Below are 26,203 nucleotides of genomic sequence, written 5' to 3'. Positions count from 1 at the left end.
CCTAAAATTTATCTATTATAAAGCTCCAAGCTCAAATTTAGCTCGTCGATGACGCTAAGCATCTGCCTCACGTATCTTTGCTCGCGGCGAGCTTCGGCGATATCAAGCCTCTCAAAGAGCCGCCCCTCGAAAAAATTTCTCCTACTAAAGCAAAATAGATAAAATTTATCATCCATAAAGGCGGCACTTGGCGATTTTAGCGTGTTTTTGTAGGCCTTGAGCATATTTAGCTTGCCCATAAATTTAGGTGTGAGCAGATATCTCGCCTCTATCTTATCCGTCGTAAAAACTCTAAAATTTTCATTAAATTTGATGTCGTCGAGTAGCTCTTTTTCGCCTAAAAATTTAGTATTAAAATCCTTGCTTACGGCGACCGTTTTGCCGTGAAATTTCTTATTAAATTCGCACTTAAGCACGCTGCCTTTGAAGTCCGAATACTTGTCAAACGCGTATTTTAACAGGATAAATATGGCGGCGTATTTGTTATTTATCCGAGGGTATTCGCGCTCATGGCTAATAATCTCGCACAAGTTAAATTTGACGCCGTTATATACGCCACATATCCAGTCCTCGCTGTGAAAAACGCTCGGTCTATAAATCCCCGCCGCGTTAAATTCGCTCTGCGAAATGCCGCCGTAGGCGCTATACGTAAAGCTCTCGTTGATCTCACCGATGAGCGCTCGGACGAAAACTTCTTTGTAAAATTCGTTGTACTCGTTCTGTGCCCTGTCGATATCTACTGACTTTGACGATAGCCAAAATAGCAAACAAAAGAACAATATCAATAAAACAAGGGCAGCTCCGCCGCCTAGATCAAAAATCTTAAGCGCCGCTAAAAATAGTGCAAAAACGCCGACGCAAAAGGCGATAAGAGTGGGCGAACCGGCCGCTGCGGCTCGGCACTCTTTTTGTTTGTTTTTGGTTAATATAAATGCTTGCGAAAGGGTCATCTGCTCGCTTTTTATTAAATTTGACGTAAATTTTGACCGAGCGCGGCTTAAAATAAAATAAATTGAAAAGTATAAATTTTTCAAGAAATATAGTTATAGACTTATTGTTTTTTAAGTGCAATCAATATAGACTAACTACTTTGATTTTTACCGATAGGGAGTTTTATGGATAAAATTATTTTATTAGACAGAAATGTTATTTCAAAATGTAATGATTTATTAAATAAGAAAAAAGTAGATCAAAACATAAAACGAGAATTAAGAAGATTAAACCAGCCAAATATATTTATTAGTCCATTATTGTCTATTCTAGAGGGAAGTAAGGGGATTAATGAAACTATCAAAGAAAAAGAGCTAACAATTAAAAAAGAAACCTCTATTGTAAAACATTTTTTCAAAAAAGCTAAACATGATGCGATTTTTTTAAATGAAAATATTGAAGAATTTTCAAAAATATTTGCAGAGAGTGAGTTGGAAGATAAAGCTAACGACTACAGAAATTTTATTAAAGAAATTAATTCAAAACTTTTTCAACGAGTAAAGGCAGAAAAAAGAGAAATAGTAGAAAACGAAATACGCGATATTGCAAAAAAATATGATATTGATCAACAGCACTTGGTAGTAATATCTGCTCTTGAACTTCTATACGGAAATGACAACATTGGATATATTTTTAAATTTAAAAAAAATATTTCGGAAGGTGAATTGGAAAAACTAGCTTACAATGCTTATAGCGATATCATTTCTGGCGTCAGAATAGCTAAGATTAAAGAAATTATACAAAATAAGTATAACCAAAAAATTGAAGTAGAGTATTTTAGCTTTGACAAAGCTCTTGTTATTTTTTTGAATGAACTTAAAATTAGTTACAAGACTCTAGATGACGAATATGGTGAAGTAAGTATAACTTTTAAAAAAAATTGCTATCAACCTATGTGCGCAATTTAAAATATTTAAATTGCGCACTTTTTGTTTATCAATTTTCTATCACTCGCTTTGTTTCTAGCGCGATTTCTAGCTCCTCGTTAGTCGGCACTACGAGAGTTTTTACCGCCGCGTCAGAGGCGCTGAGATCTCGTATACCGCCGCTTGCGGCAAAATTTAGCTCGTGATCGATCCTGATACCCATATGCGTGAGATCGTTGCAGATTTTCTCGCGGCTATACGGGGCGTTTTCGCCGATACCGCCGGTAAAAATGACCGCATCCACTCGGCCCAAAACCGCGTAATACGCGCCGATATACTTTTTGATACGGTAGCAAAACATCTCAAAAGCTAGATGCGCGCGCTCGTCGCCGCCTTGCATCTTGACGACCACTTCACGCATGTCGTTTGAGCCGCAGATGCCTAGCAGTCCGCTTTTTTTGTTTAAAAACGCGTCTATGCCCTCGGCCGTGAGCTCGCCTAAATTTAAAAGATAAGTAAGCACCGCAGGGTCCATATCGCCGCTTCTAGTGCCCATTATCAGGCCTTCTAGCGGGCTTAAGCCCATCGAGGTATCGACGCTTTTGCCTCCTTGCACGGCGCAGGCGGAGGCTCCGTTGCCCAGATGCAGCGAGATAGCGTTAAATTTCTCATACGGCACGCCTAAAAACTGCGCCGCTTTTTTGGTCACGTAGTGGTGCGAAGTGCCGTGAAAGCCGTATCTGCGGATGTGCAGCCTTTTGCAAAGATCAAAGGGTAGGGCGTATCGGTAGGCGTACTCGGGGATAGTTTGATGAAATACGGTATCAAAAACGACGACGTGAGGCACCTTTTTGCCGCTTCCGTTTTTGTCTGTTTCTTGCATCGCGTTTTTTATGCCGGCTAGGTGGCCGGGGTTATGAAGCGGCGCTAGGACGGAGTTTTGCTCGATTTTAGCGATCACGTCAGGGGTAACTATGGCAGAGTCGCTAAAGCTCTCGCCGCCGTGCACGATACGGTGTCCGATGCCGTCCAGCTCTCTAAAATCATTCAAGATACCGGATTTTGCAAACAGTCGCCTCATCGCCTCAAGCCCGTCATGATGATCTTTTAGCGGCGCGTTTTCTTCGTAAATTTTACCCGAGCCTACGTCTTTTAGCTTTGCTTGCGAGCTCGCTTCGCCGATCTTTTCGACCAGACCGCTAGCGATGACGCGGTTATCCGCCATATCGAAAAGCTGAAATTTTATCGACGAGCTTCCCGAGTTTAAAACCAAAATCCGCATCATTTCTCTCCTATTCGCGACGCTTGTATCGCGCTGATTAGCGCCGTATTTACGACGTCGGCAACCGTGCAGCCGCGGCTTAGGTCGTTTACGGGCTTTTTTAACCCTTGCAAGATCGGCCCAACTGCTACGCAGTTTGCGCTTTTTTGCGCGATTTTATAGCCGATGTTGCCAGCGTTTAAATTTGGAAATACAAAAACGTTCGCGCGGCCGGCTACGTCGCTGTTTAGTAGCTTTTTGCGCGCTACTAGCGGATCTATGGCCGCATCGTACTGCACGGGAGCTTCGATCTTTATGGCGGAGTCCAGCTTGCGCGCTATCTCGCCCGCGCTCCTAACCAGGTCGATGTCTTCGCCGCTGCCGCTATCTCCGCTGGAGTAGCTTAGCATCGCCGCTCGCGGCTCCAGTCCGAACGCTCGTGCGGTATCTGCCGAGGCTATGGCGATTTGCGCGAGTTGCCGGGCATCTGGATTTGGATTTATCGCGCAGTCGGCGTAGATCAGGATCTCCTCTGCAAAGCACATTATAAACGAGCTTGAAACGAGCGGGCTATCAGGGCGGGTTTTGATGATCTGAAGAGCGGGGCGGATAGTGTGCGCCGTGGTCGTGTTTGCGCCGCTTACCATGGCGTGGGCTAGTCCTTCTTGTACCATCATCGTGGCAAAATACGTCCTATCACCTACGAGCTTTCTAGCCTGCTCCATACTCACGCCCTTGCTTTTGCGAGCTTCAAAAAGCGCGGCGGTTAGGCGCTCTTCGTATTCGTTTTTTTCTAAATTTATAAATTTAGCGCCGTTTAAATTTACCCCGAGCTTATCCGCATCAAATTTGACTTCGTTTTCATCGCCCAAAAGGATCAAATTTACCGCGCCGCTTTTTAGTAAAATTTCGCTCGCTCTTAGTATCCGCTCGTCTTCGCTTTCGGGCAAAACGACGGTTTTTTTATCTTTTGCGGCGAGTTTAAACAGCGAATTTTCAAAGCGCAAAGGCGTGATGATATCTTGCTTCGCATTTAAAATCTCATCCAAATTTCCGCTTACGATCAGCTTTGAGTTTCGCGTAAAAAAACTCAAATTTTCGCGGCAAAAAACGGGAACGTTTAAATTTCTAGCGATCTGCAAATTTAGCTCTGTTTCACCGATATTTGCGACGCTTTTTGTAGGCTTAACGAGTACGAAATCAGCGCCTGCGCTAAGGCGGTCAAATTCGCAAATAATGCTCTTAAAAAAATCGCCTTCTTTGCCGCTTTGAAAGTCTCTTTCGGTATTTTCGCGGCCGAAAAAACCGCAGACGGGATCAAAAACGGCTACATTTTCAAATTTTGTTGATATAATTTCGTAAATTTCTTGAAAATTTACGCCCAGCGTGAGGATAGAATTTGCCATATTTTTCCTTTTTGGAACTTGATTTGCTTATTTTATCGTAAAATTTCACCGGATAAGGTAAAACGTGAAAAAAAATATTTACTTCTGCGCGGTTTTAACGGCGTTTCTTAGCGGATGTTTGCCTAGCGCCGACCCCCGCATAGATATGAAGCCGCCCGTTTACGTCGAGCAACTTCCCGCCAAACAGGTCAACAACCAGCCAAACGCGGGCAGTCTTTTCGGTCGCGGCGACAACCCGCTTTTTGCCGACCGCAAGGCGATGAACGTAAACGACATCGTAACCGTCGTCATCAGCGAGCGCGCCAACCAAAGCTCCAGCGGCAAGCACGACACGAGCAAAAACAGCACGATAAACCTGGGCGGAGGGCTATTTAGCGCGGGTTCGGCGCCGCTATCCACGCTGGCTACTCAGCTAAATAAAGTAGGCAACATCGGCTTTAGCGCGGGCACGAAAAACGAATTTACGGGTGCAGGCTCTAGCGTGCGCGCAGAGGCCTTTACGACTACGATCTCAGCACGCATCATCAAGGTGCTGGAAAACGGCAACTACTTCATCGAGGGTTCGCGCGAACTGCTCATAAACGGCGAAAAGCAGATCATGCAGCTTAGCGGCGTGATCCGCCCCTACGACATCTCAAACGCCAACGAAATCGACTCGCGCTACATCGCCGACGCCAAAATCTTATATAAAACCGAAGGCGACTTGGATAGGGCGACGAGGAAGCCGTGGGGGACGAAGCTTATGGAGGCTATCTGGCCTTTTTAAGCTTTTTTATGCTTAGCTAGATGGCTTGTCTTTTGAGCGCCTTTGAATGAGTTTGAAATTTTCGCCCTGTGACAGACAATATGTCTAGTCTTGGGACGAAAATTTCCGCACAACATTCAAATCCATCTCAAAATACTTCGCCTTAATTTCTAAATTCAAATTTAAAGTCAAATTTGTAAATTTCGGCTTCAAATTTTGACCACCGAGACCCGCATCTCGAAAACGTAAATTTAAAAATTTGCGGCGCGACAGCGCCAGATAAAACTGCGCATAGCGCAGCAACCTCTCACGTGCAGTGGGGTTAGAGAGGGCTTGGGAGAGGAAGGGGCGACGCTTCGTAAGTAGAATCCCCTTCCTCTCCCGAAAAAAGAAAAAGGGAGCTCTTTTGCTTCGGCTTTGTCTCGCAACTGCAAGCAGAAAGCAATTCGGTCGGCTTCGATTACACACGCTCTCTCGTCTGACGAAAAAATACTGCGCCTTATCGTTTTACGCTCAAATTTGCAAATTTTATTCGCCGAGACCTGTATCTTGAAAACCCAAATTTAAAAAACGTGCGGCGCAATAGCGCAAATTTGAACCTGCACGTAGTGCAGCAACTTCTCACGTGCAGTGGGGTTAGAGAGGGCTTGGGAGAGGAAGGGGCGACGCTTCGTAAGTAGAATCCCCTTCCTCTCCCAAAGAAAAGAGACAAGCGGATATAAAAGTGAGCTTTTTGCTCTGCTAGGGGCTGTAGCTGATAGTAGAGCGTAATTCAAGCCCCCCCCTTTAACAAGAAAGATTGATTTGTGTAAAAAAATCTAATTTATAACGCCAAATTTAACCAAACCAAATTTAGCATCTTAAAGGTGCGGGTCTCGATGCGTAAAATTTAAAAAATTATTCAAATTTGCCCCTTTCTAAAATTTGCTCACAAATTTACTCAAATTTAGCCGTTGCAAAAACCCGAATTTCAAAACGACAGCCCCGATTTTACGCATTTTTAAAGCTGAAAGCTGTATAATCGGGGTCAAATTTATCAAAAGGCGATACAGATGATAAAAGGCATTTCTGGCTCGCGCATGGTGATGGAAGCCTTGCGCGAGGAGGGCGTAGACACGGTTTTCGGTTACCCCGGCGGCGCGGCGCTAAACATCTACGACGAGACGTACAAGCAGAGTTATTTCAGACACGTTTTGACGCGTCACGAGCAAGCCGCCGTGCACGCAGCAGACGGCTACGCGCGCGCTAGCGGCAAGGTCGGAGTGGCGTTTGTAACGAGCGGCCCCGGTTTTACAAACGCGGTCACCGGCCTAGCCACCGCATACTCCGACAGCATCCCGTTGGTGCTTATTAGCGGTCAGGTCGCGACCTCGCTTATCGGCACGGACGCCTTTCAGGAGATCGACGCCGTGGGCATCTCTCGCCCGTGCGTGAAGCACAACTACCTCGTGCGCAGTATCGAGGAGCTACCGCGCATCCTAAAAGAGGCCTTTTACATCGCTCGCTCGGGACGCCCGGGGCCCGTTCACGTCGATATCCCAAAGGATATAACCGCGGCCGTCGGGGATTTTCTTTATCCGACCGAGATAAAGATGCCGACATACAAACCGACCTACAAAGGCAACGCAAAGCAGATCAAAAAGGCGCTTGAGGTCATCGCCGAGGCCAAACGCCCGCTGCTTTATCTAGGAGGCGGCGTCGTAGCGGCGAACGCTAGCGAGCTCGTGCGTAAATTTAGCGCAAAGACGGGCATCCCTGCGGTCGAAACGCTGATGGGGCTTGGCGTCCTAGCGCACGAGGATAAAAATCTACTCTCGATGGTCGGCATGCACGGCAGCTACGCGGCAAATATGGCGATGAGCGAGACCGATCTAATCATCGCGCTGGGCGTGCGGTTTGACGACCGCGTGACGGGCAAGCTAAGCGAATTTGCCAAACACGCCAAAATCATCCACGTCGATATCGACCCTAGCTCGATCTCAAAGATCGTAAACGCGCACTTTCCGATCGTTGGCGATCTAAACTGCGTCCTAGAAGAGATGCTGGAAAAAGTAACCGTAAACGAGCAAAATTTGACCGCGTGGCGCGAGATATTGGCCAGGTACGACGCGCTAAATCCGCTGGATTACAAAGATAGCGACGAGATCATAAAACCGCAGTGGGTCGTGTGCGAAACGGCTAAAATTTTAAAAGAATCTGGCAAAGACGCCGTGATCGCCACCGACGTCGGCCAGCACCAGATGTGGGTCGCGCAGTTTTATCCGTTTGATAGGCCGCGCCAGCTGATAACTAGCGGCGGGCTTGGCACGATGGGTTTTGGTTTGCCCGCAGCCGTCGGAGCCAAAAACGCGATGCCGGGAAGCATCGTCGTAAATTTCACCGGCGACGGCTCGATCCTAATGAACATCCAAGAGATGATGACCGCCACCGAGATAGATAAGCCCGTCATTAACATCATCCTAAACAACAACTTCCTAGGCATGGTGCGCCAGTGGCAGACCTTTTTCTACGGCGAGCGCTACTCCTCGACCGACCTTAGCCTGCAGCCTGATTTTGCAAAGATCGCGGAGGGCTTTGGCGGAGCGGGCTTCGTGTGCCGCACGAAAGACGAGTTTCGCTCCGCGCTAAAAGAGGCGATGGCCTGCGGCAAAACGGCGGTGCTAGACGTGCGCGTGGATAGATTTGAGGACGTACTGCCGATGGTTCCTGCGGGCGCGGCGATATACAATATGATCTTAAAAAGCAAGGAATAAAAATGAGCATAAGAAGAGTGATTTCAGTCATCGTGCTAAACGAGCACGGCGTTTTATCGCGCATTTCCGGGCTTTTTGCGGGGCGCGGATACAACATCGACACGCTAACGGTTGCACCGATCCCAGGCACCGAGCTTTCTCGTATCAGCATCGTTACTAGCGGCGACGAGCGCGTGCTAGAGCAGATCGTAAAGCAACTACACAAGCTAATACCGACTTACAAAGTCATCGAAAGCGGCGAATTCGTCGAAAAGGAAATGGCGCTGGTAAAAATCCCGCTAAGCGAAAATTTCGGTGGGCTGGACGCGATACTAAAAGCCTACAACGGCATCGTAGCCAACACCAACGAGAACTACATCGTCGTCATGGTTAGCGACGATGCAAGCAGGATAGAAAATTTCCTCAAAGCTATCAAAAAATTTAACCCCACAGACGTCGTTCGCGGCGGCTCTGTGCTAATGGATCTATGATGAAACTAAGCGAAATTTATAAAATTTTAGGACTGAAATTTAGCGGCGAGGAGCTAGAGATCACGGCTCTAAATTCGCTCTCAAACGCCGGGGCTAGCGAGCTGGGCTACTGCGACAGCGAGAAAAACGCTAAATTTATCGAGAACTCAAAGGCGGGCGCGATTTTAGTCGCGTCAAATTTAAAAGAGCTCGTCGGCGCGCAAAGTAGGGCGGTAGTGGTAGAAAACCCGCACCTTGCTTTCGCTATTTTGAGCGAATATTTTGCCAGAGAGCTTCTAGCCTCCGAGCCGCAGCCGGTGCAAATTTCGCCAAGCGCAAAGATAATGCCAAACGTCTACGTGGGCTCAGGCGCCGTGATCGGCGATAACACGCTCGTGATGGCGGGCGCATACGTCGGCGATAACGTAAAAATCGGCGCAGACTGCGTCATCCACCCAAACGTCGTCATCTATAACGACACCGTTATCGGCAACGGCTGCCGTATCAACGCAAACGCCGTTATCGGTAGCGACGGCTTTGGCTACGCGCACACAAAAACGGGCGAACACGTGAAAATTTACCACAACGGCAACGTCGTTTTAGAGGATTTCGTCGAGATTGGCGCGTGCACGACGGTAGACCGCGGCGTGTTTGAAAGCACGGTCGTAAAAGCATACGCCAAGATCGATAACCTCGTGCAAATCGGCCACAACTGCGAGATAGGCTATGGCTCGATACTAGTCTCGCAAGTGGGGCTAGCGGGCTCAACCAAGCTAGGGCGAAACGTCGTGATGGGCGGACAAAGCGGCTCTGCGGGGCATTTAAAAGTCGGTGACTTTGCCCAGATAGCGGCGCGCGGCGGCGTGTCAAAGGATATCGCGGGCGGTAAAAAATACGCAGGCGCATATCCGATAATGGAGCTGGCCGACTTTTTCAAACTGCAAGCTAAGATCGCGAGATTTTTTAAGAAGAACTAAAATTTGACGGCTTTTACGTAATAGCCGTCAAATTTGAGGGCATAAAGGCGTAAATTTGAACGCAAAATCCACAGAAAAAACAACGGGGTCTAAGCTGATTTTCATAGGCATAAATATCAGACGGCGCCGCGTCTAAAACTAAACGGAGCGGTAAATTTCGATACGGATAATAACCTCTACCGTTACGTTTAACGATAACACTACCACTACCGCCGATGACGTATGGTTTAAGGTCGATCTTAGATATACCGAACAACCAAGTATAAACATCCCTGAAAGAATAAAAGCGCTACCGGAAGTAACCGCATTTGGAAATTTGCATAATCTAAGAAATGCAATGAGCGAAAACTTAGGACTGGAAAATATGATCAAACAACTGGATAGTATTTAAGGCTCAATGGAACTTAATACAAGCATAAGGAGCGGTAAGTTACGATGAGAACTATGTTCTTTAAAAGTAACGAGCGTAGCGAAGTAGAGTTTAGATATAAAACAGTAAAGATACGAAAGAGCTCCATCATATTTTACTGAAGATGATAAGAGGTCTTGTAAGTAGCAAGACGTAGTCACAGCTAAAAATCCGCTTAACTTATCTTGAGTCATCTTAATTTGCTACTCCTCCTCATCTTCCTTTCTATCCTCAGGCAATACCAAATGACCTTTTTCGTCTATTAGGGAGTATTGGACCAATACTATATATAATAGATCGTGGATATGATAATCGCCATAGATATCAGCGGCATAATCATCATATTTTCTTAAAAACTCGGCATAAGGCTTATCGTCCGTTTTTTCAATACCGCTTAATCCTACTTCGGAATAAAGTATAGGCACATACTTTAAGGTATCTTCAAATACCTCTTTAAAATACTCATAGTCTTCATCGTAAATTCTCTCAAACAGCTTTTGATCGTTTTTATAAAGCATTAAGGCTAGTTTAGCTGTGGAGTTTCTATAATGAGACCTAGTGCAATGAATGGCGCCTGATATACTAAAATTATCTTTAAACTGCACTCTAAAATCTTTAGAATACTCATTTATACACTCTTTTTGAGTTTTACTTATCCTCTCTCTAGCTATCTTCTGCGCTTTATCTTTTAACTTCGGATTTTCTTTCACTATTAGATTATAAAGATCGCTAAAGTAGTTATCTCTAAAAGCAGTAGTGTCCGACTGGCATATAAAGTCTTCTAAAGAGTACTCTTTAAATTTATATTTGCCTTTGGCATTATAGCATTTAAAGCTGGGAGGTATAAAGTCGCTGCCATAGTCCGCACTGCGCCATACCCCTGTATCAACCTGCCCATACTCACTATAGGCCTTTTTAGTAGCCTTACTAGGCGTTAAAGGCTCGAATCCATATAAATTTAAGCCTATCATCAAGCTCATTAATAATATAGTTTTAAATTTCATAATCGTTTTATTTTATAGGTGTATCGCAAGGCGTTCTTTTTGATATGCTTTTTAGCTTTTTCTTGCCGTTTTTGAGTGTCTTTAGCACAAAATACTCTTGCTTGCAAACATCTGTATCGAAATTTACATATCTAGCCATTAGAAGATCGCTATCCTCTCTAGTATAAAGTTTAGCAAATCCACCTATTTCACTATCTTTAAATAATGGTCTAGTTTCGGTATTGTCAAATTTATCCATACCTTCTATATTTACGGTCTTGCCTGCACTTAAATCTTCTACTGTTCTATAATAGCAACTAGTGCCACAACTATGCGTAACTATCATGTATTTACCTGCAAAATTTACGTAAAATTCTTGCTGATTGCTTACAAATTTACCAAATTTATCTCTATAAAGTCCCTCTTCATCCTTCTTGTAACTCTTTGGTATTTTTATTTCACCTTTATATACTTCTTTAACCTTGTATTTGTCAAATTTAGCTTCCAGTTTTTGCTCCAGCTTAGCGCCAAAAGCTGATGTGAGCAAAGCAAAAATAAGCATCATTATATTTAATTTCATAACATCTCCTTTAATCTAAAAATCTTTTAATCTCTTCATCATCTATAGCCAAGTCACTTATGTCTCTTTTTTCTAATTCCAAATGATACATATAGTACTCCATAAACTTTTCCATAGTTATGGTGCGTTGTCCATACGGAGAGTCTGGCATGCTAGCCCATTCATAATGTAGTCTTTTAAACTTATTATCTGTTCTACTTCTAACTGCTTCATCTATTTTTCCATTAATTATTAGATTAAGAGCGCCTCTTGTATGTTTTATTAGCACTAGACATGCTTTGTCCTGATTTGCTGGTGAAAAATCAGTAATACTGTAAGTCTTCCCATGGTTTTTAAGAATCATATCCCAAGTATCAGGCATTATTTGATAAGCGCCGGCGGCAGTTGAATTAACAGACTTTACGTAGTATCTCGGGTGGTCTGAAAAATCTTTTCCATAGTCTCTAGTGAATAGCTTTCCTCCGACATTTATCTCATATCCATTAGTTCCAGCCGTTCCCTCGCCGTATTTTATAGCACACATAAAAGCTCTTATTCTTAGAATTCCAATGTCTCTATTTATCTCTACCTTTACAGCCTTATCCCCATCCACCCACATACCTTTATCTACTCTGGTTAGGTTCTTTGACTCGTTAAACGAGCTTATGAATCTTTGCATTATTTGGGTTTAGGCTTTTATCGCAGTATCTGCATTGCTTCCTATTATATTCCCCTCATTGTCAAGATAGATTTCTACGTCCTTATACTTTTCGTAAAATTTAGGAGCCAGAATTTCATTGAGATATTTTTTGCCTTTTTCCGTTACGGCTACTACTATATTTTTCCCACTCCAGTCTTCAGGCTTATCCCAAGAGGTAGCAAAGTAGAAGGTGGCAAACCAGTCCGGATGATTGTCGTTTTCTTCGTCAGTTCTATCGAACCTTTTTTTATAAAAAAAGTTATCTCTAAAATATACCCAAGCTTCGTATTTGGAATTTCCGTAGTAAGACAAATTCGTAGGATAATCCGTTTGTTTATAATCGTCGTCATAGTCGCATAAGAAGTCTATGTATCCGGCTAGAAAAAGATTTCCGACTATGCCTATGTATTCGCTTATGTAGGTTGGCTTTGGGGAGTCTATGTCGTAGTTGCTTTCGTTTTCTGACAAGTGCGGCATCATTTCGTCCGATTCATGCCTGGCAAACATTGTTATAGACTGAAGAAAATAGTATTCCATAAGTTCCAAAATATTAGCTTTTGTGGCATTTGGTATAGCATTCAGAAATACGCTCACAACTTCTTTTTCAAATATTTCATCACATTCATTAAAAACCTGATCATTCAATTCGCATATCATCTTTGCTGTTTTCATTTTCTTTCCTTTCATTTTGGTTCCCATCCTTTTATATGTACTTTCCAGTCATGTTCTATTCCTTTGCCCTTGCCTATAGCATCCATCTCTATCGTCTCTCCGCCACTCTTTGACCCTGTTCTATATTTTATAATAGTCTTTCCGTCATCCAGTTTATGCATTGTAATATCTTCTCTAGTTGTAATTTTGGTTTTTTTGTTTGTTATGGGGACTGATCTTTTTTCTATAAATTTAGATCCTTTGGAGATTCTTATCCAAAGCAGATCCAATTCTTTTTTATTATCAACAAGTCTTACTGAAGAATTTATATTTCTAGCACTTCCACCAATCTCTAATCTCCTAAATATCCCCACTATCTCTTCCCTAGTTAAACTTCCCGGCAGTTTGATATTTTTTGTATATTTGGCTAACTTTGACGTGCCTTTTTTGGCAAGTCCACCGATACCTAAAGAAACCAAGAAATCATCCTCTAAAGGCGGATCTTCGTCTTCTATATTAAATAAAATTTCATCCTTAGGGACTAGTATCTCTATATAGTCGCCGCTATCGTCTTTGGTTTCTATTCTTAAAACGTTATAGTTTTCATCCTCTTTATTTTCTTCTTCATACTCTTTATTTATATCCACCCTCATATGAGTCTTACCGTATCCGGTATTAAACTGAAATTTAGCTTCATTCGTATCTTTGAACTTATCGTTTTGTTTTTTCTTCTTGTCCGTTTCTTTCTCTTTCTTCTCTTTTTCTTTAAGAGCGGCAAAGAATATTATAGAGTGTCCTCCTTGTTTTAGTTTGGCCAGGTCGTCTTTGGTTACCACCTTTGAGATTTGGATCGTTATCTCTTTGCCTTTTATTAGACCTTCTTCTTTGTTTGATTTATTATCTTTCGTTTCTTTGATTCGTTCGTCTTTTTTATTCTTTAAGAGTATGACGTCTTTAGGATTTGATTTTGATGCTTCGTTATACTCTACGGTTTTTATTACCTTATATCCCCATACTACCTCTTTATACTTTTTGTTTTCGTTTCCTCGTTCGTCTTTTTCCTCTTGTTTATATATAGCCTTTAGGGTTATGTCCTCATTTGTTTTAAACGGATACTCGTTATCCGAGATAACGTTTATTATATTATCGGTTATATCTCTTAGAGAGGTTTTTCTTAGGTAGCAAAAGCTTTGGTTGTTTTTATCTTTATAGCTTAGAGATATTACCGCAGTATCCGAGCGTTTATGTATATCTTTGGTGGTATGGGTTTTACTTAGATCGCTTGAATATATTATGAGCTTGGTATCTTTTTTGTTTTCTTTATCTATGGGTATGTTAAACGTAGCCGTATATGAGTTTTTAAATACGGAGTCTTTGTTTTTTACCAAAGACGAGCTTTCATATACCGTTTTATCCGAGCAGTGATGAAGATATACTTTATCTATATCGCTAGCTTCTCCGTTTTCATTTTCGATGATGAGATCTTGGAGGGTAAGGGTAAAGTTCGAGCTTGAGTAAGAAGTAGGCGTAGCTTCGTTTCCGTAGGCAAGAAGAAGCTTCATATCAAACATAGCTGAAGCCTTATCGTCTCTAAGGGTAAAGTTGTTTTCCTTAGCAAAATTTAGGAGGGTGAAATTTAGATAGGTGAGCCTATGGGGCGAGGCTTGATTCGAGACTGAATTTAATGCTTTGAGATCCGAGTCGCTGTTTTGTTTAAAGCAACTCATCTCTACCATGCCCTCTTTTAGCTTATACTCCATATCTTCTTCGTCTCGTCTAATAGACGTAAAGTACGGGTTTTTCGGTTTGGTTTTATCGCTTGAAGATTTTTTACCTTCTTTGCTATTTGCCTCGCTTTTGTTTTCGTTATCGCCACTATCTTCGCCTCGGTAAAGAGTTACCGTATCGTTTGAAACGAATTTGCCCGTAAAGGGATCAAGGGACCTGCTACTTGTTTTAGCGTTTTTAAATTTTATCTCTTCAGTAGTAGGGGTTTTTGGATCTTGGGTAGTATGCTTGGCGTTTGCTTTTTCATAAGGGTTAAATTTAAAATCCGTAAGCAACAGCTCGCATAAATTTACCTTACCGTAGTTAGCTCTGTTCGGATTTAGCTCTCTTGGATTTAGCTCGCTACAGTCAAATGGGGTTTGGCTAGCCAGCACTATGGTAAAGCTGCTCTTTTTGGGTTGGAAAATTCTAATAGGAGTAGCGGTTTTAACCGGGCATAGTATGAGTATATTCTCTTGTTTATAGAGCTCTTCCTCTCTTTTTCTTAAGAGCTTGTTTATCCTTGAAGCGTTAGACCCCGCTGTGAGGGTTAGGTTTATGCAGTAGATGTTTTCTAAACTAAAGGTTTTAGAGGTATGGGGGGCTAAGAGAAAATTTAGCCTGTCCGCAAAAAGCTTAAACAAGGCTTCTTGTTTTGAAGCGGCGGATGCGTCGCCCGGTTCTGCGCCAAATCCGCTTGGGCTCGGATTTTGTTTTTTTGAGCTTAAGTTTTTATTTGAGGAGCCGTTATTTAAATTAGGCGCTTTACTCGGCTTTACTCTATTTGTCTCGTAGGTTTTTATAAACTCCAGGCAGGTGGCTTCTTCTACGCTCTCTTTGTCTTCTTCGTCTTTTTTAGGGTATTTTATCTTTGTTACGTTTAAATGGCTAAATACATCTATACACTCGCTAAAGCCGATATGCTCCGTGCCGACCTTGGTCGAATTTGAAGCGCTAAGGCCGGTTTGGTTCTTAAAAGAGGAGGATGAGCCGTTTAAATTTTCGTTATATGCGTCATACTCGAAAAGGCCGAATCTGCTTGAAATCCTCTCTCTTAGTTTGGCAAATTTATCGCCCGTTTTACCGCCAAAGCTTTCATAGGCCAGCCAATACCAAACCCTAAAGCGATTTTTACTCTTGATATAAGTTACCAGGGAGGGATTTAGCTCCTTTTTATCGCTAAGATAAAGAAAAGCCAGAAGAGCTACGTGTTCTTTGCCGGGACCTGATGATCGCTTATCGGATGAAGCGGCTTCCTTGCCGGACGTTTGACTAGAGGTAGCAAGCGTAATATCTCCTAAATTTCCAAGAGGCGAGCCGCTTAGCTTTTTGTTTATCTCTCGGACGAGAGGTTTTAGCTTTTGTTCAAGGATAGCATTTTTTTGATCCTCGGAGGTAAATTTAAACTCGGGCAAAGGGTTTTGAGGTTTCTCGGTTTGAGAGGACGGGTTTTTAAATGAAGAGGGCGAGGGAGATTTGCCGGAGGATCCACTTGACGTCTGTTCTTTAGCTGACGATTTAGAAGTCTTTTTTGAATCGTTTGCGGCTTTATTTATTTTTTTATAAAGCAAGGTGGCGTTTTCATCGCTTGATTTGGTTTTATCTTTTTTAAAACCGGCTATAGCCTTTTTAACCCCCTCAAGAAGCGCCTTGTTTTTCTCTTTTCCGTAAATTTGATCGCATATCGTATCGATATCGTCTTTTAGGCTAAAGCCGTGGCCTATAAATGGTTTGTCACTTAGGAAAAAAGGACGATTTGTATCGACGGTATCTTTATATCGTAGTTTTATAAGTTCTATTAAATCTTCTTTGAAATTCGTATGGCTTCTAGGGGTTAGAGGCATAAAACATCCTTGATCGCTTTTTGCTTGGTATATTATCACAAACCTAGAGAATATTCAATAATATGTCTTAAATAACAATAAAAAAGATTCTGTTTTGTTGCAAAAAATCCGTGAATTATTAATGCTTTGAGTATAAAATTTTTACAACCCCAAGATAACAGACATAGTAGTCAAAGACGGACTTAGCTTAATTGCCGAAACGGGACTTAACGCCGGACGGGAAATAGAAGTTTCGAGCAAAAGCCACTTTGTAGCTCCTAATGCATAACGTAACTGATGCAAGCAGAGGTAAATCTACCCTAACGGTGCAAAAAGGAGATAAGAGCATAACGATAAACGAATTTAGCAAAGAAGATAAATCCCTGGGTATAAAACTGGCAAACAGTAAGATAGAAGTATCAGTAACAAATAAAGAGGGCGGCGATCGCTGGCTACAAGAATCTCTTGGAGATGCGGGACTTCCTTTTACCCTGTCTCTTAACAGAAAGCTGGATAAAGGAGAGTATCTTAAAGTAGAAGTAGTAACCAGTATGAAAGGGGATAAGAGTATTATAGAATTTAAAGAAGGAGAAGGAGATATCGGTAAAGACTTTAACTTCACCTGGGAAGACGATAACTATCCTCAAGGCAATAGATCATTTGTGGTAAATGCTTGTGTTGTAGATGAGTCCTCAGACTTAACGGCGGAAGTAATAAGTAGCGCAAGAGGCACTATAAAAGACGATGATAGAGATCCGGACAATCCCAATAATCCAAACTATCCAAATAACCCGGATGTTCCTACCGATCCCAATGACCCCGAAAACGCTCCCGTGCGTTACGATCCTATCATAATAGACCTAAACAAAGACGGTACAACCACATCTAAACTAAACGGAGCGGTAAATTTCGATATGGATAACAACGGCTTTAAAGAAGCTACCGGGTGGATAAGTAAAGATGATGCATTCTTAGCTTACGATAGAAACGGTAATGGTAAGATAGATAACGGTAGCGAATACTTTGAAGATATAAGAAAAGACGAGGTTGAGTTTTCTAACCAAGACGGTAGCGGACTAAATATAAAAATAAAAGGAACGCAAGATAGCATAAGCATAAAACGTTGGTATTCGCAGAGTGTCAATCAAATACCTTTTAAATTTGCAGACGGGGTTACTATGTCTAGTCAGGACTTACGTCTTACGGTAATCGGAGATGAGAGCGACAATACTTTATACGGCTATCAAAACAATGATACCATAGAGGGTGGTAAAAGCTTAGGTAGGATCTTTTTCTAAATTTAATAATAGTTTAAAATATGTAAGAGTAGAATGCTACTATTCGGAAAAGTTCTTTAGGCTATATAAATTTGCATATGTATTTTTTAAAAAGGATTAAATATGCAACACGCTAGCGCCAACTTCACTCCTTGCTTTACCATATCTCCAAAGGGGATACTATGGGTATTTTTCGTTATTCTGTGTATATTTGAAAATTTCACAATTATAGCCTTAACTGTAAAACTTGTTAAAAGATTTTGGATTAAAAGATCATACGTATTATGGCATTCAACAATAATTAAATGTATAATTTTTCAAGCAAAAATCGTTAAGGAGCGTTTTTATGTTCGCGTTAGTAGTTTTACTCATTGTTGGCATTGCAATGGCGATTTTATTCGTGGGCTTGAAAAAGCTCAAAACCTTTTGGAAAAGGCTTGTGTTTTCTATCGTTTGGGCATTAGCGTTTTGCGGGCATGACTTGCTTATCGGTGTGATATTTACGAGCGATGCTTCCAAATACGCAAAAATAACGGTTTACGATCATATTCGCCCAAAAGGCGTATATGTAGGCGAAATGGATTACTCAAAAGCGGATCGTTTTTGGATATATAAAGATATTTTAAAAGATGGATTTTTTTATGAATATAAACGAGTTAGAGACCCTTATGAGCGACTAAACTACAACCATAGGCTTGATGATAGGTATTTTAGAGTTTACTTAGACGACAATACGTCAAAAGATTGTCTATTTAAAAGAAACGTCTTTTACCACGTCGCTTATGAAAGCATTTCGAAAGAATACACAGAATCACTTGCTAAAGAGTTTTTCTCAAATTTAAAAAATTATGAAGACATCGACTATAAACCATATGAAAATAACGATATGTCTAAATATTCGGACGAACAAAGAGCAGTGATAAATAAACTGATAAAAATCGCAAAAGATAAATTTCCAGTTAATAAAAATTTTAAGGGATATGACTACGACGATAGATTTATAGCATGGGCTATACTTGAATTTAAAAATATAAATAAGCCTGAGAATAAAATAGAGAAATTGTCAAATTCAGACGACAAATGCATAGCAAGGATAGAGGTAAAAGCAAATGAAATTTCGCGTATAGAACTAAAGACTTGTTACGACCCCTATTATTATACAAATTCTTGCTCCAAGCGACCCGATATTAGCAACAAAAGAGGAGAATTTTACTACGGCTCATACATAATAGACAACGACAGCGGCAAGATATTGGCGGATAATATTTACGCAAAAGATTACATGGATAGGACTTACTCCGTATGGGGGTTGATAAACAATACTCTCGTGTCTTTAGGCGCTCAAAGCAGTGGAGGAACGGTTAGAGTGTGCGGCGGCAAAAATCTAACGACCAGCCTAAAAATATGTAATGAAGATTTAATCAAAATTTATTTTAAAGGATAAAAGATGAGTAAATACGGCGAATTAAAAATATACTCCGAACTAGCATGGGCTGGATATGCGGATTTTCTATCCGCTGACGATAGCGGTGATATATCTACGACCGGAATGCAAAGGTATAATTTTAGAAAGCAATTTAAGGTTATAGATAGCTATGAACAGAGAGAAGGTGGAAGCGGCTTTCAAGCCACCTTATTTCAAAACAGAGACACCGAGGAATACATTTTATCTATTAGGGGAACGGAAATAGGAATTCACCCCATAAAATGGTATGAAACAATCAAGGATACTATAATAGCAGATGGTAATTTGGCTATAAGCTCTATGCCAGGCAGTCAAACTTTAGATATGATTAATTTCATAAATAAATTAAACAATGAAAGCAAAATTCCAGAAAAACAAAAGATTACAATAGTAGGTCATTCTCTGGGTGGAGCACTAGCTCAAATAGCTTCAAAAATGTTCCCTGATCTCTTCAGTAAAGTATATACTTTTAATGCACCTAGTGGAAAGAGTTTAGTTTATAAAAAAATATATAAGGATGGTGAGAAGTATTTTTGGATAGGTAATGAACAAATCAACTCAAAACATTATGTCGACAAAAATACCGGTGAGGCCTTTTATAATTACCAAAATTCGCCTATGACTACATCCGTAACAGACGTTAGAGCTAAAGACGCTTTCAGCCTTATAGCAAATTTATGGTGGAAAGAAAGATTTGGAGAGCTCGTAGAAGTTTCAGGTGAAAGCCACTCTATGGCAGCTCTCTCTAAAATCCTCTACTTCTACGACGAAATGATAAAAAATGGTATCAGGGAAGAAGAAATAACTGATTATCTAAGTGGATTTCATAAGGGTTCAGCTTTATTTGGACACAATGGTAATGGAGTAGAACGGGTTGCCAATAAAACGTTAAATGTTATCAACAAGATAGTAAACGGCAATAATGCTGAGCAAAAAGACATCATAGATATAGCCATAGATTTTGAGAAAAACGATACTAAATTTAGCATAAATTTGCTACATAGGGATTCGTCGGTCAGCTCTTTTTTTACAAATTCCTCCATCCCGATATCTGCTCTCTACGCCCTGGTTCACCTAAACCCTTTCATAGTATCAGGCGTAGACTCTCCAGCTTATAAAGAGTTTGAAAAGTATAAAGATGAATACTCGGACGACTATATTAAAGATAAAGCAAAAATGTTTGAGGCGGCTTTAAAATATCCCGATAAAAAACCCGTAAATTTTAATTACTTTGACATTGAAACCAAAAAAGAACTATATAGTAATCCTGCAGGAAATAGCGACAAGGAAACCGATGTAGTATTTGGAGTCAATCTGGACGAAACGATACAAGCTAGGCCTAATTTTAATAACCGTATATATGCCTTGGCCGGTAACGATAGCATAAAAGGCGGCAAGCACGATAACTACATCGAAGCAGGCTCAGGTAACGATACTATAGACCTAAGAGGTTCCAAAGGAGAGAATACCGTATACGGCGGAGTAAATAACGGTAAAGATAACGATGATGACGGAGACGATACTATTTACGCAGGACAAGGAAAAGATACTATCTACGGCGGAAACGGTAAGGATACCATATATACGGACAATGACGATAAAGAAGACCTACTATATGGCGGAGACGGCTTTGACACCTACTACGTAGGAGATAAAGACATCATCTTTGATAGCGATGGTAAAGGCAAGGTAGTGTTTGACGGAGTTGAGCTAACGGGCGGAACATACGATAAGGATAAAGAGGCATACGTAAGTAAAGACGGCTTGATAGAGTATAGACTAAACGAAAGCGGAGGTAAATCTACCCTAATAGTGCAAAAGGGAGATAAGAGTATAACTATAAACGAATTTAGCAAAGAAGACAAATCCCTGGGTATAAAACTGGCAAACAGTAAGATAGAAGTATCCGTAACAAATAAAGAGGGAAGCGCTAACTGGTTAAAAGAATCTCTTGGAGACAGGGGACTTCCTTTTACCCTGTCTCTTAACAGAAAGCTGGATAAAGGAGAATATCTTAAAGTAGAAGTAGTAACCAGTATGAAAGGGGATAAGAGTATTATAGAATTTAAAGAAAGAGACATCAGCAAAGACTTTAACTTCACCTGGGAAGACGATAACTATCCTCAAGGCAACAGATCATTTGTGGTAAATGCTTGTGTTGTAGATGAGTCCTCAGACTTAACGGCGGAAGTAATAAGTAGCGCAAGAGGCACTATAAAAGACGATGATAGAGATCCGGATCCTGACCCCGACAGTCCAAACGATACTTTTCCTGATACGACCCCGGCTTCAACTAAAACTTCACCTATTGTGATTGATTTAAACGGTGACGGAGTAAAAACAATATCAAGAAAAAACGGTAAAACATACTTCGACCTAGATAATAACAAATTCGCAGAAAATACCTCTTGGATAGATAAAAACGACGGAATTTTAATCAATAAAACCTTAATCGCAAATAGCGTAACAAACGGAAGCGAACTATTTGGAAATCATACTTTGCTAAGAGACGGAAGCTTAGCTAATAACGGGTTTGAAGCGTTAAAGGAATTTGTAAATTTAAATTTACTTGTTGCGTAAATTCTTTGAATTTGCAAAAATGAGTTTAAATTTGTAAATTTAAGAATTTTGTATCGTATTTAAACGATATGACCTGAATTTAAATTTGCTAGAATTTGTCATTGCGAAACGACGAAGTCGGCGAAGCAAGACAAGCGTAGCGTTGGCTCACGCATAACGTGAGACGGGTTTGGGCGAGCATAGTGAAGTCAAATCCAGTGATTGCAAAATAAAAACGCCTGTCGGCGTTGCAGGATTGCTTCGTCAGTGCTTCACACTTCATCGCAATGGCAAAAAAATAACGAAAGGATAAAATTTGGAAACTTCAAATTTAAAAAACGATATTTTTAATAAAAACAAAAATTTAAGGGATTACGATAAAGAACCGATAGTAATTAAAAATCCTTATGAATTCTTTCTTTCAAATTTATTCTTTTTTTCTCATTGCGGAACAGTGTTTATTTTATTGGTTTATGTTGATTATACGGGGATTGCAAATATTAACAATATTTTTCTATGGGCTTTTTTTGCAGTTGGCGTTTTACATATCGTCGCTACATTTTATTATTACATTATCAAAAACAAATGCGAAACTAAATTTACAAATAAAACGATTGAATTTATCATAAACGGCGAAACAAAAAGGGTTAAGAATTTAAGTGATTTGGAACCTATAGTAAAGACTTTTAGACTGCTTACGCCATCATCGATAATTGGAATTATTGTTTTTAATCTACTTATATTTTTTATGGTTGCATTGGTAAAAATGGTTCATTATCTTATCGCTTATTATGTCATTTATTTACTTTTAAATTGTTTATTCAAATTTGTTTTTCATCTTATTTTGGGCGGAAAATTAAAATATTTTTCGCTATTTTCAGCTTATATATTTGATTACCCAGAAATTATTGGCAATTTTGGCTCTCGTATGAAATTTATAGAGGGAAAATATTATATGATTTATATCATTAAAAAACAAGATTACTTAGATTTACAAAAATATTTTTATGATAAGAAACATATCAATTTAAATTTAGTTGAAAAGAAATTTTAACCTAAAAAGGAGAAAGATGAGTAGAGAAAGTGTTGCTAAAATCGAGCTAGATAAAGCTTATGATACTATAGTTGCTAATCTCAAATTTACAAAGGATTATCGTGCAAGAATATAATACCAATACAACAAGCAATCAAAACAAGCAACAAAGGGATTATGATAAATATCCAATAGTTATAAAAAATCCTTATGAATTCTTTCTTTCAAATTTATTCTTTTTTTCTCATTGCGGAACAGTGTTTATTTTATTGGTTTATGTTGATTATACGGGGATTGCAAATATTAACAATATTTTTCTATGGGCTTTTTTTGCAGTTGGCGTTTTACATATCGTCGCTACATTTTATTATTACATTATCAAAAACAAATGCGAAACTAAATTTACAAATAAAACGATTGAATTTATCATAAACGGCGAAACAAAAAGGGTTAAGAATTTAAGTGATTTGGAACCTATAGTAAAGACTTTTAGACTGCTTACGCCATCATCGATAATTGGAATTATTGTTTTTAATCTACTTATATTTTTTATGGTTGCATTGGTAAAAATGGTTCATTATCTTATCGCTTATTATGTCATTTATTTACTTTTAAATTGTTTATTCAAATTTGTTTTTCATCTTATTTTGGGCGGAAAATTAAAAGATTTTTCATTATTTCCAGCCATTACAATTTATCATTATGAAGTTTTAGGTTCTACATTTAGCAGGGGTGGCTCCGCTGGTTGGCATGACATAAAAGGTAAATTTCACATGGTTTATATCATTAAAAAACAAGACTATTTAGATTTACAAAAATATTTTTATGATAAGAAACATATCAATTTAAATTTGGTTGAGAAGAAATTTTAATCTAAAAAGGAGACAATATGAGTAGAGAAACAGTTGCTCAAATCGAACTAGACAAAGCAGAAGCAAGACTTAGAAAAAACGGCGATTTAGTTAGAAAATTAACTGAATTATTTAAGGATGCATTTTCTGGTGCAAACATGTCCCTTAGTGGTCTAGAAAAATATGTAGAAGTAAATAGTAAAAAATACACAGAATTCGAATTGAAAAAACTAGACAATTATGTTAAGAAAGCAGGAATAGCAAATGGTTTGGCTGGTATAATTGATGATATAGCTGACGGTCAAAGTTTTGGGCATACTGCTGTGGGAGCAGCTGTGGATTTTGGTTTATTTGCTATTACAAAATTCATCCCTGTTGTCGGTTGGATAACCTTGTGGTATGACATAGGAAATTTACTAGATAAGCTAGACGGCAAAGATAGCGGAATTTTTGATTTACGCAAACAAGCACAAAATTTATGGGATAAAATAATGGGCGACGGATTATCCGACATAGACCAAGAAGCCTTAAAAAACGGAATTCTAAAAATAACTATGCCAGATAACACAGTCTATGCAAGACCTTTATCATCGTCATTTTTCCCTTATGGCGTAACTCCAAGCGGACTTTTAACAGGCGACTACAAAGACGATGTTTTATTTGGCGGATACGGCGATGATACCTTGATGGGAAAAAATGGTAGTGACTTACTCATCGGCGGAGCAGGACACGACACATACAACGCTACCGACGGCGACATTATCCGTGACTCTGATGGCAAAGGCGAAGTGCATTTTAGGGGGCACAAACTAACAGGCGGAACTTATGATGAAGACAAGGGCGTGTATGTCTCAAAAGACTATATAGAATACAAGCTACAAGGTAATAAACTTATAGTCAGTGATTTTGCAGATACCATAACCATAGAAGAGCAAAACTCTCTTGGTATTTATCTGCTCGATAAAAAGGATATTATAGTAACCATATCGGATGAAAGCAAAGCCGAAGGAGACACAGCTGGTCAATCTATGAATTTTACTATAAAGCTAAATAGAAAGCTAGAAAAAGATGAGTATCTAAATTTACTTGTTTTGGAAGGTAACGGCAAAAGTGAGATAGTAAGCTTTAAAGAAAACCAAGACGAAGCCACATACACATATACTTGGAGTGGAGATAAGATACCACAAGAAGATAAAAAATTTAAAATCTCTGCGAGTGTTTGGACTAGTTCAGATAACATAAATGTAAAAGAAGTTTTAGGTGGTAACGGAGTGATAGAAAATGACGATGACCGTGATCCAAAAGACGATCTTCCTGAAACCTACGATCCTATCGTAATAGATTTCAATAAAAACGGTATAACATCTACTAGGCTTGATAACACGGCGTATTTCGATTATGATAACAACGGTTTTAAAGAAGCAACCGCTTGGATAGAAAAGGATGACGGACTACTGGCACTGGATAAAAACGGTAACGGTAAGATAGATAACGGTAGCGAACTGTTTGGAGATAAAACAGTATCGGTAGGAGCTTACGGATATACGGGTAAAACGGCTGAGAACATTTATAGGTTTTGGTAAATTTTTATAGTGGTAGATATATAATCTATTCTAGAGGGATAGCAAGAAAAGGACTGATATGAAATTCTACAGGTCTATTAAATTTAAAACCCTGGCAGGGACACTGCTTCTTATAACAATACTTTGCGCCGCATTTATACGTATAATCCCCGATTACTCCACTTCGCGAGGCTTCGCTGTCGTTTCTATCTTTGGCTATAACAAATATCAACAGGGGTATTGTTTAAAAGAGAATAGAATTTTACCGAGAGAGGAGCTGTATAAAAGAGCGATAGGGCAGTATTTGGATTATGATCTAAAACTAGATCAAATGATCGATGACTATAGAGCTTATACCTATGGCAGTTCCTGGCGCAGCTCATATGAAATCGCATATTATGAATTGGAAGGTATAAATTTATCCAATTGGTTTGAAATAATAAAAGGATATTATAATGGCAACAAGACGATCGAAAATATCTTTATGGATATATTAAAAGCTAAAAAAACCGACCCAAAGAAATATTTAAAAATAAATTTGAACGATATGAGTGCTGGATTTGATAGGCCGATAATGTTTTTTGATCAAGATTTTTTTCTAAAGCTAGATATGGATTTTATTTTAAGCGATGGTCGTTTTGCAAATAACTATTTTCTAGGTTATTTTTTAGATGAAGAGGATGTGCGGAAATACTATGAGCATAAAGATCCGGCATATCTTCATAATGTAAAATTTGATAACTGTGGAAATATAGACTACGATTTAAAAAAAATTTACATGGATACAAGGGAAGCGCGAGGCGGCTGAAAAGCTTGATTGCTTGAAATTTACTAAACGAAATTTCGAGCTAAAATTTAGAACTTCAATATAAAGGATAAGCAATGGCGGTCAAACTAAATCTAATCGGCAATAATGATTTTGCTACGGAAATTCTCTCTTGGTATATATGGGGTCAGCCAAAGGCTCTTTCAAAGGAGAAAACAGCCGATACTCAATAGATAGATAGGGGGGGGGATATAACACTAGAAGTCAATACATAAATTTCCTTAAGAAAGGCTGAAAAACTTAAGTTTAAGTAAATTTTTATAGTAGTGGATATATAATCCGCACTAAGGG

General features: G+C 39.8%; 20 protein-coding genes. 12 read left to right on the top strand and 8 right to left on the bottom strand.

Going from position 1 to position 26,203, the window contains the following annotated elements; translation table 11 throughout:
- Positions 1–8: 8 nt before the first annotated feature.
- Positions 9–950, bottom strand: coding sequence for a DUF3137 domain-containing protein (locus tag CRECT_RS05915; RefSeq protein ID WP_039888704.1), 942 nt, complete (start codon positions 948–950; stop codon positions 9–11).
- A 165-nt stretch (positions 951–1,115) separates the two neighbouring features.
- On the opposite strand from CRECT_RS05915, the gene CRECT_RS05910 reads away from it, so the two are divergent.
- Positions 1,116–1,898 (top strand): hypothetical protein, encoded by a 783-nt coding sequence (locus CRECT_RS05910; RefSeq protein WP_004320810.1) that lies wholly within the window; start codon positions 1,116–1,118, stop codon positions 1,896–1,898.
- Between the two features lie 28 nt (positions 1,899–1,926).
- Here the strand turns inward: CRECT_RS05910 and CRECT_RS05905 are convergent, their stop codons facing one another.
- Both CRECT_RS05905 and pta read right to left on the bottom strand, forming a co-directional pair.
- The gene (locus CRECT_RS05905; protein WP_039888706.1) at positions 1,927–3,138 is read right to left on the bottom strand and encodes an acetate kinase; all 1,212 of its coding nucleotides are present in this window, start codon (positions 3,136–3,138) and stop codon (positions 1,927–1,929) included.
- A complete protein-coding gene (pta, locus tag CRECT_RS05900) occupies positions 3,138–4,523 on the bottom strand; it encodes a phosphate acetyltransferase (RefSeq protein ID WP_050771516.1) in 1,386 nt (461 codons plus the stop codon). Before pta ends, CRECT_RS05905 begins: the two co-directional genes overlap by 1 nt.
- A gap of 64 nt (positions 4,524–4,587) precedes the next feature.
- Here pta and flgH point away from each other — a divergent pair, with 64 nt between their 5' ends.
- The 4 genes from flgH (at position 4,588) to lpxD (ending at position 9,447) form a co-directional block, all read left to right on the top strand.
- Complete coding sequence (gene flgH / locus CRECT_RS05895; protein ID WP_004320797.1) at positions 4,588–5,289, top strand: flagellar basal body L-ring protein FlgH; 702 nt, start codon at positions 4,588–4,590, stop codon at positions 5,287–5,289.
- Between the two features lie 1,031 nt (positions 5,290–6,320).
- A complete protein-coding gene (locus CRECT_RS05890) occupies positions 6,321–8,021 on the top strand; it encodes an acetolactate synthase large subunit (RefSeq protein WP_002946179.1) in 1,701 nt (566 codons plus the stop codon).
- An 8-nt stretch (positions 8,022–8,029) separates the two neighbouring features.
- Positions 8,030–8,491, top strand: coding sequence for an acetolactate synthase small subunit (gene ilvN, locus CRECT_RS05885; protein WP_163026421.1), 462 nt, complete (start codon positions 8,030–8,032; stop codon positions 8,489–8,491).
- Positions 8,491–9,447, top strand: a complete 957-nt coding sequence (gene lpxD / locus CRECT_RS05880) for a UDP-3-O-(3-hydroxymyristoyl)glucosamine N-acyltransferase (RefSeq protein WP_002946173.1) — start codon at positions 8,491–8,493, stop codon at positions 9,445–9,447. Before ilvN ends, lpxD begins: the two co-directional genes overlap by 1 nt.
- Positions 9,448–10,059: 612 nt before the next feature.
- Here the strand turns inward: lpxD and CRECT_RS05875 are convergent.
- The 5 genes from CRECT_RS05875 to CRECT_RS05855 all read right to left on the bottom strand — a co-directional run bounded on the left by CRECT_RS05875 (position 10,060) and on the right by CRECT_RS05855 (position 16,360).
- A complete protein-coding gene (locus CRECT_RS05875; protein ID WP_002946177.1) occupies positions 10,060–10,827 on the bottom strand; it encodes a hypothetical protein in 768 nt (255 codons plus the stop codon).
- 40 nt (positions 10,828–10,867) lie between these two features.
- Positions 10,868–11,419 carry a hypothetical protein gene (locus CRECT_RS05870; protein ID WP_002946261.1) on the bottom strand — a complete coding sequence of 184 codons (552 nt, stop codon included), beginning with the start codon at positions 11,417–11,419 and terminating at the stop codon, positions 10,868–10,870.
- Between the two features lie 10 nt (positions 11,420–11,429).
- On the bottom strand, positions 11,430–12,011 hold the full coding sequence (locus CRECT_RS05865; protein ID WP_171992690.1) for a glycoside hydrolase family 24 protein: 582 nt from the start codon (positions 12,009–12,011) through the stop codon (positions 11,430–11,432).
- Between the two features lie 75 nt (positions 12,012–12,086).
- Positions 12,087–12,692: a hypothetical protein gene (locus CRECT_RS05860; RefSeq protein WP_227932221.1), complete on the bottom strand. Its 606-nt coding sequence runs from the start codon at positions 12,690–12,692 to the stop codon at positions 12,087–12,089.
- 89 nt (positions 12,693–12,781) lie between these two features.
- Positions 12,782–16,360 carry a hypothetical protein gene (locus tag CRECT_RS05855; RefSeq protein WP_171992689.1) on the bottom strand — a complete coding sequence of 1,193 codons (3,579 nt, stop codon included), beginning with the start codon at positions 16,358–16,360 and terminating at the stop codon, positions 12,782–12,784.
- A 260-nt stretch (positions 16,361–16,620) separates the two neighbouring features.
- Between CRECT_RS05855 and CRECT_RS05850 the strand changes: the two genes are divergently transcribed.
- The 7 genes from CRECT_RS05850 (at position 16,621) to CRECT_RS05820 (ending at position 25,894) form a co-directional block, all read left to right on the top strand.
- Positions 16,621–17,637 carry an SPM autocatalytic domain-containing protein gene (locus CRECT_RS05850; RefSeq protein ID WP_171992688.1) on the top strand — a complete coding sequence of 339 codons (1,017 nt, stop codon included), beginning with the start codon at positions 16,621–16,623 and terminating at the stop codon, positions 17,635–17,637.
- Positions 17,638–17,962: 325 nt separating this feature from the next.
- Complete coding sequence (locus tag CRECT_RS05845; RefSeq protein WP_002946206.1) at positions 17,963–19,060, top strand: hypothetical protein; 1,098 nt, start codon at positions 17,963–17,965, stop codon at positions 19,058–19,060.
- Between the two features lie 3 nt (positions 19,061–19,063).
- On the top strand, positions 19,064–21,661 hold the full coding sequence (locus tag CRECT_RS05840; protein ID WP_171992687.1) for an alpha/beta hydrolase family protein: 2,598 nt from the start codon (positions 19,064–19,066) through the stop codon (positions 21,659–21,661).
- Between the two features lie 295 nt (positions 21,662–21,956).
- Positions 21,957–22,694: a hypothetical protein gene (locus CRECT_RS05835; RefSeq protein WP_171992686.1), complete on the top strand. Its 738-nt coding sequence runs from the start codon at positions 21,957–21,959 to the stop codon at positions 22,692–22,694.
- 101 nt (positions 22,695–22,795) lie between these two features.
- Positions 22,796–23,545 (top strand): hypothetical protein, encoded by a 750-nt coding sequence (locus tag CRECT_RS05830; protein ID WP_171992685.1) that lies wholly within the window; start codon positions 22,796–22,798, stop codon positions 23,543–23,545.
- A gap of 17 nt (positions 23,546–23,562) precedes the next feature.
- Positions 23,563–25,107: an SPM autocatalytic domain-containing protein gene (locus tag CRECT_RS05825; RefSeq protein WP_039888770.1), complete on the top strand. Its 1,545-nt coding sequence runs from the start codon at positions 23,563–23,565 to the stop codon at positions 25,105–25,107.
- A gap of 58 nt (positions 25,108–25,165) precedes the next feature.
- Positions 25,166–25,894 carry a hypothetical protein gene (locus CRECT_RS05820; protein ID WP_002946149.1) on the top strand — a complete coding sequence of 243 codons (729 nt, stop codon included), beginning with the start codon at positions 25,166–25,168 and terminating at the stop codon, positions 25,892–25,894.
- Positions 25,895–26,203: the final 309 nt, after the last annotated feature.

This window comes from Campylobacter rectus, from assembly GCF_004803795.1.
Classification (GTDB): domain Bacteria; phylum Campylobacterota; class Campylobacteria; order Campylobacterales; family Campylobacteraceae; genus Campylobacter_A; species Campylobacter_A rectus.
The sequence above is the reverse complement of the archived record's forward strand: the minus strand, read 5'-3'. Positions and strand labels throughout refer to the sequence as shown.

Coding starts and splice junctions, on each gene's coding strand:
- CRECT_RS05845 (WP_002946206.1), top strand. CDS start 17,963: ATGTTCGCGTTAGTAGTTTTACTCATTGTTGGCATTGCAATGGCGATT.
- CRECT_RS05825 (WP_039888770.1), top strand. CDS start 23,563: ATGAGTAGAGAAACAGTTGCTCAAATCGAACTAGACAAAGCAGAAGCA.
- CRECT_RS05855 (WP_171992689.1), bottom strand. CDS start 16,360: ATGCCTCTAACCCCTAGAAGCCATACGAATTTCAAAGAAGATTTAATA.
- CRECT_RS05905 (WP_039888706.1), bottom strand. CDS start 3,138: ATGCGGATTTTGGTTTTAAACTCGGGAAGCTCGTCGATAAAATTTCAG.
- CRECT_RS05910 (WP_004320810.1), top strand. CDS start 1,116: ATGGATAAAATTATTTTATTAGACAGAAATGTTATTTCAAAATGTAAT.
- CRECT_RS05890 (WP_002946179.1), top strand. CDS start 6,321: ATGATAAAAGGCATTTCTGGCTCGCGCATGGTGATGGAAGCCTTGCGC.
- CRECT_RS05875 (WP_002946177.1), bottom strand. CDS start 10,827: ATGATAGGCTTAAATTTATATGGATTCGAGCCTTTAACGCCTAGTAAG.
- CRECT_RS05870 (WP_002946261.1), bottom strand. CDS start 11,419: ATGAAATTAAATATAATGATGCTTATTTTTGCTTTGCTCACATCAGCT.
- CRECT_RS05850 (WP_171992688.1), top strand. CDS start 16,621: ATGCATAACGTAACTGATGCAAGCAGAGGTAAATCTACCCTAACGGTG.
- CRECT_RS05820 (WP_002946149.1), top strand. CDS start 25,166: ATGAAATTCTACAGGTCTATTAAATTTAAAACCCTGGCAGGGACACTG.
- CRECT_RS05840 (WP_171992687.1), top strand. CDS start 19,064: ATGAGTAAATACGGCGAATTAAAAATATACTCCGAACTAGCATGGGCT.
- pta (WP_050771516.1), bottom strand. CDS start 4,523: ATGGCAAATTCTATCCTCACGCTGGGCGTAAATTTTCAAGAAATTTAC.
- lpxD (WP_002946173.1), top strand. CDS start 8,491: ATGAAACTAAGCGAAATTTATAAAATTTTAGGACTGAAATTTAGCGGC.
- CRECT_RS05915 (WP_039888704.1), bottom strand. CDS start 950: ATGACCCTTTCGCAAGCATTTATATTAACCAAAAACAAACAAAAAGAG.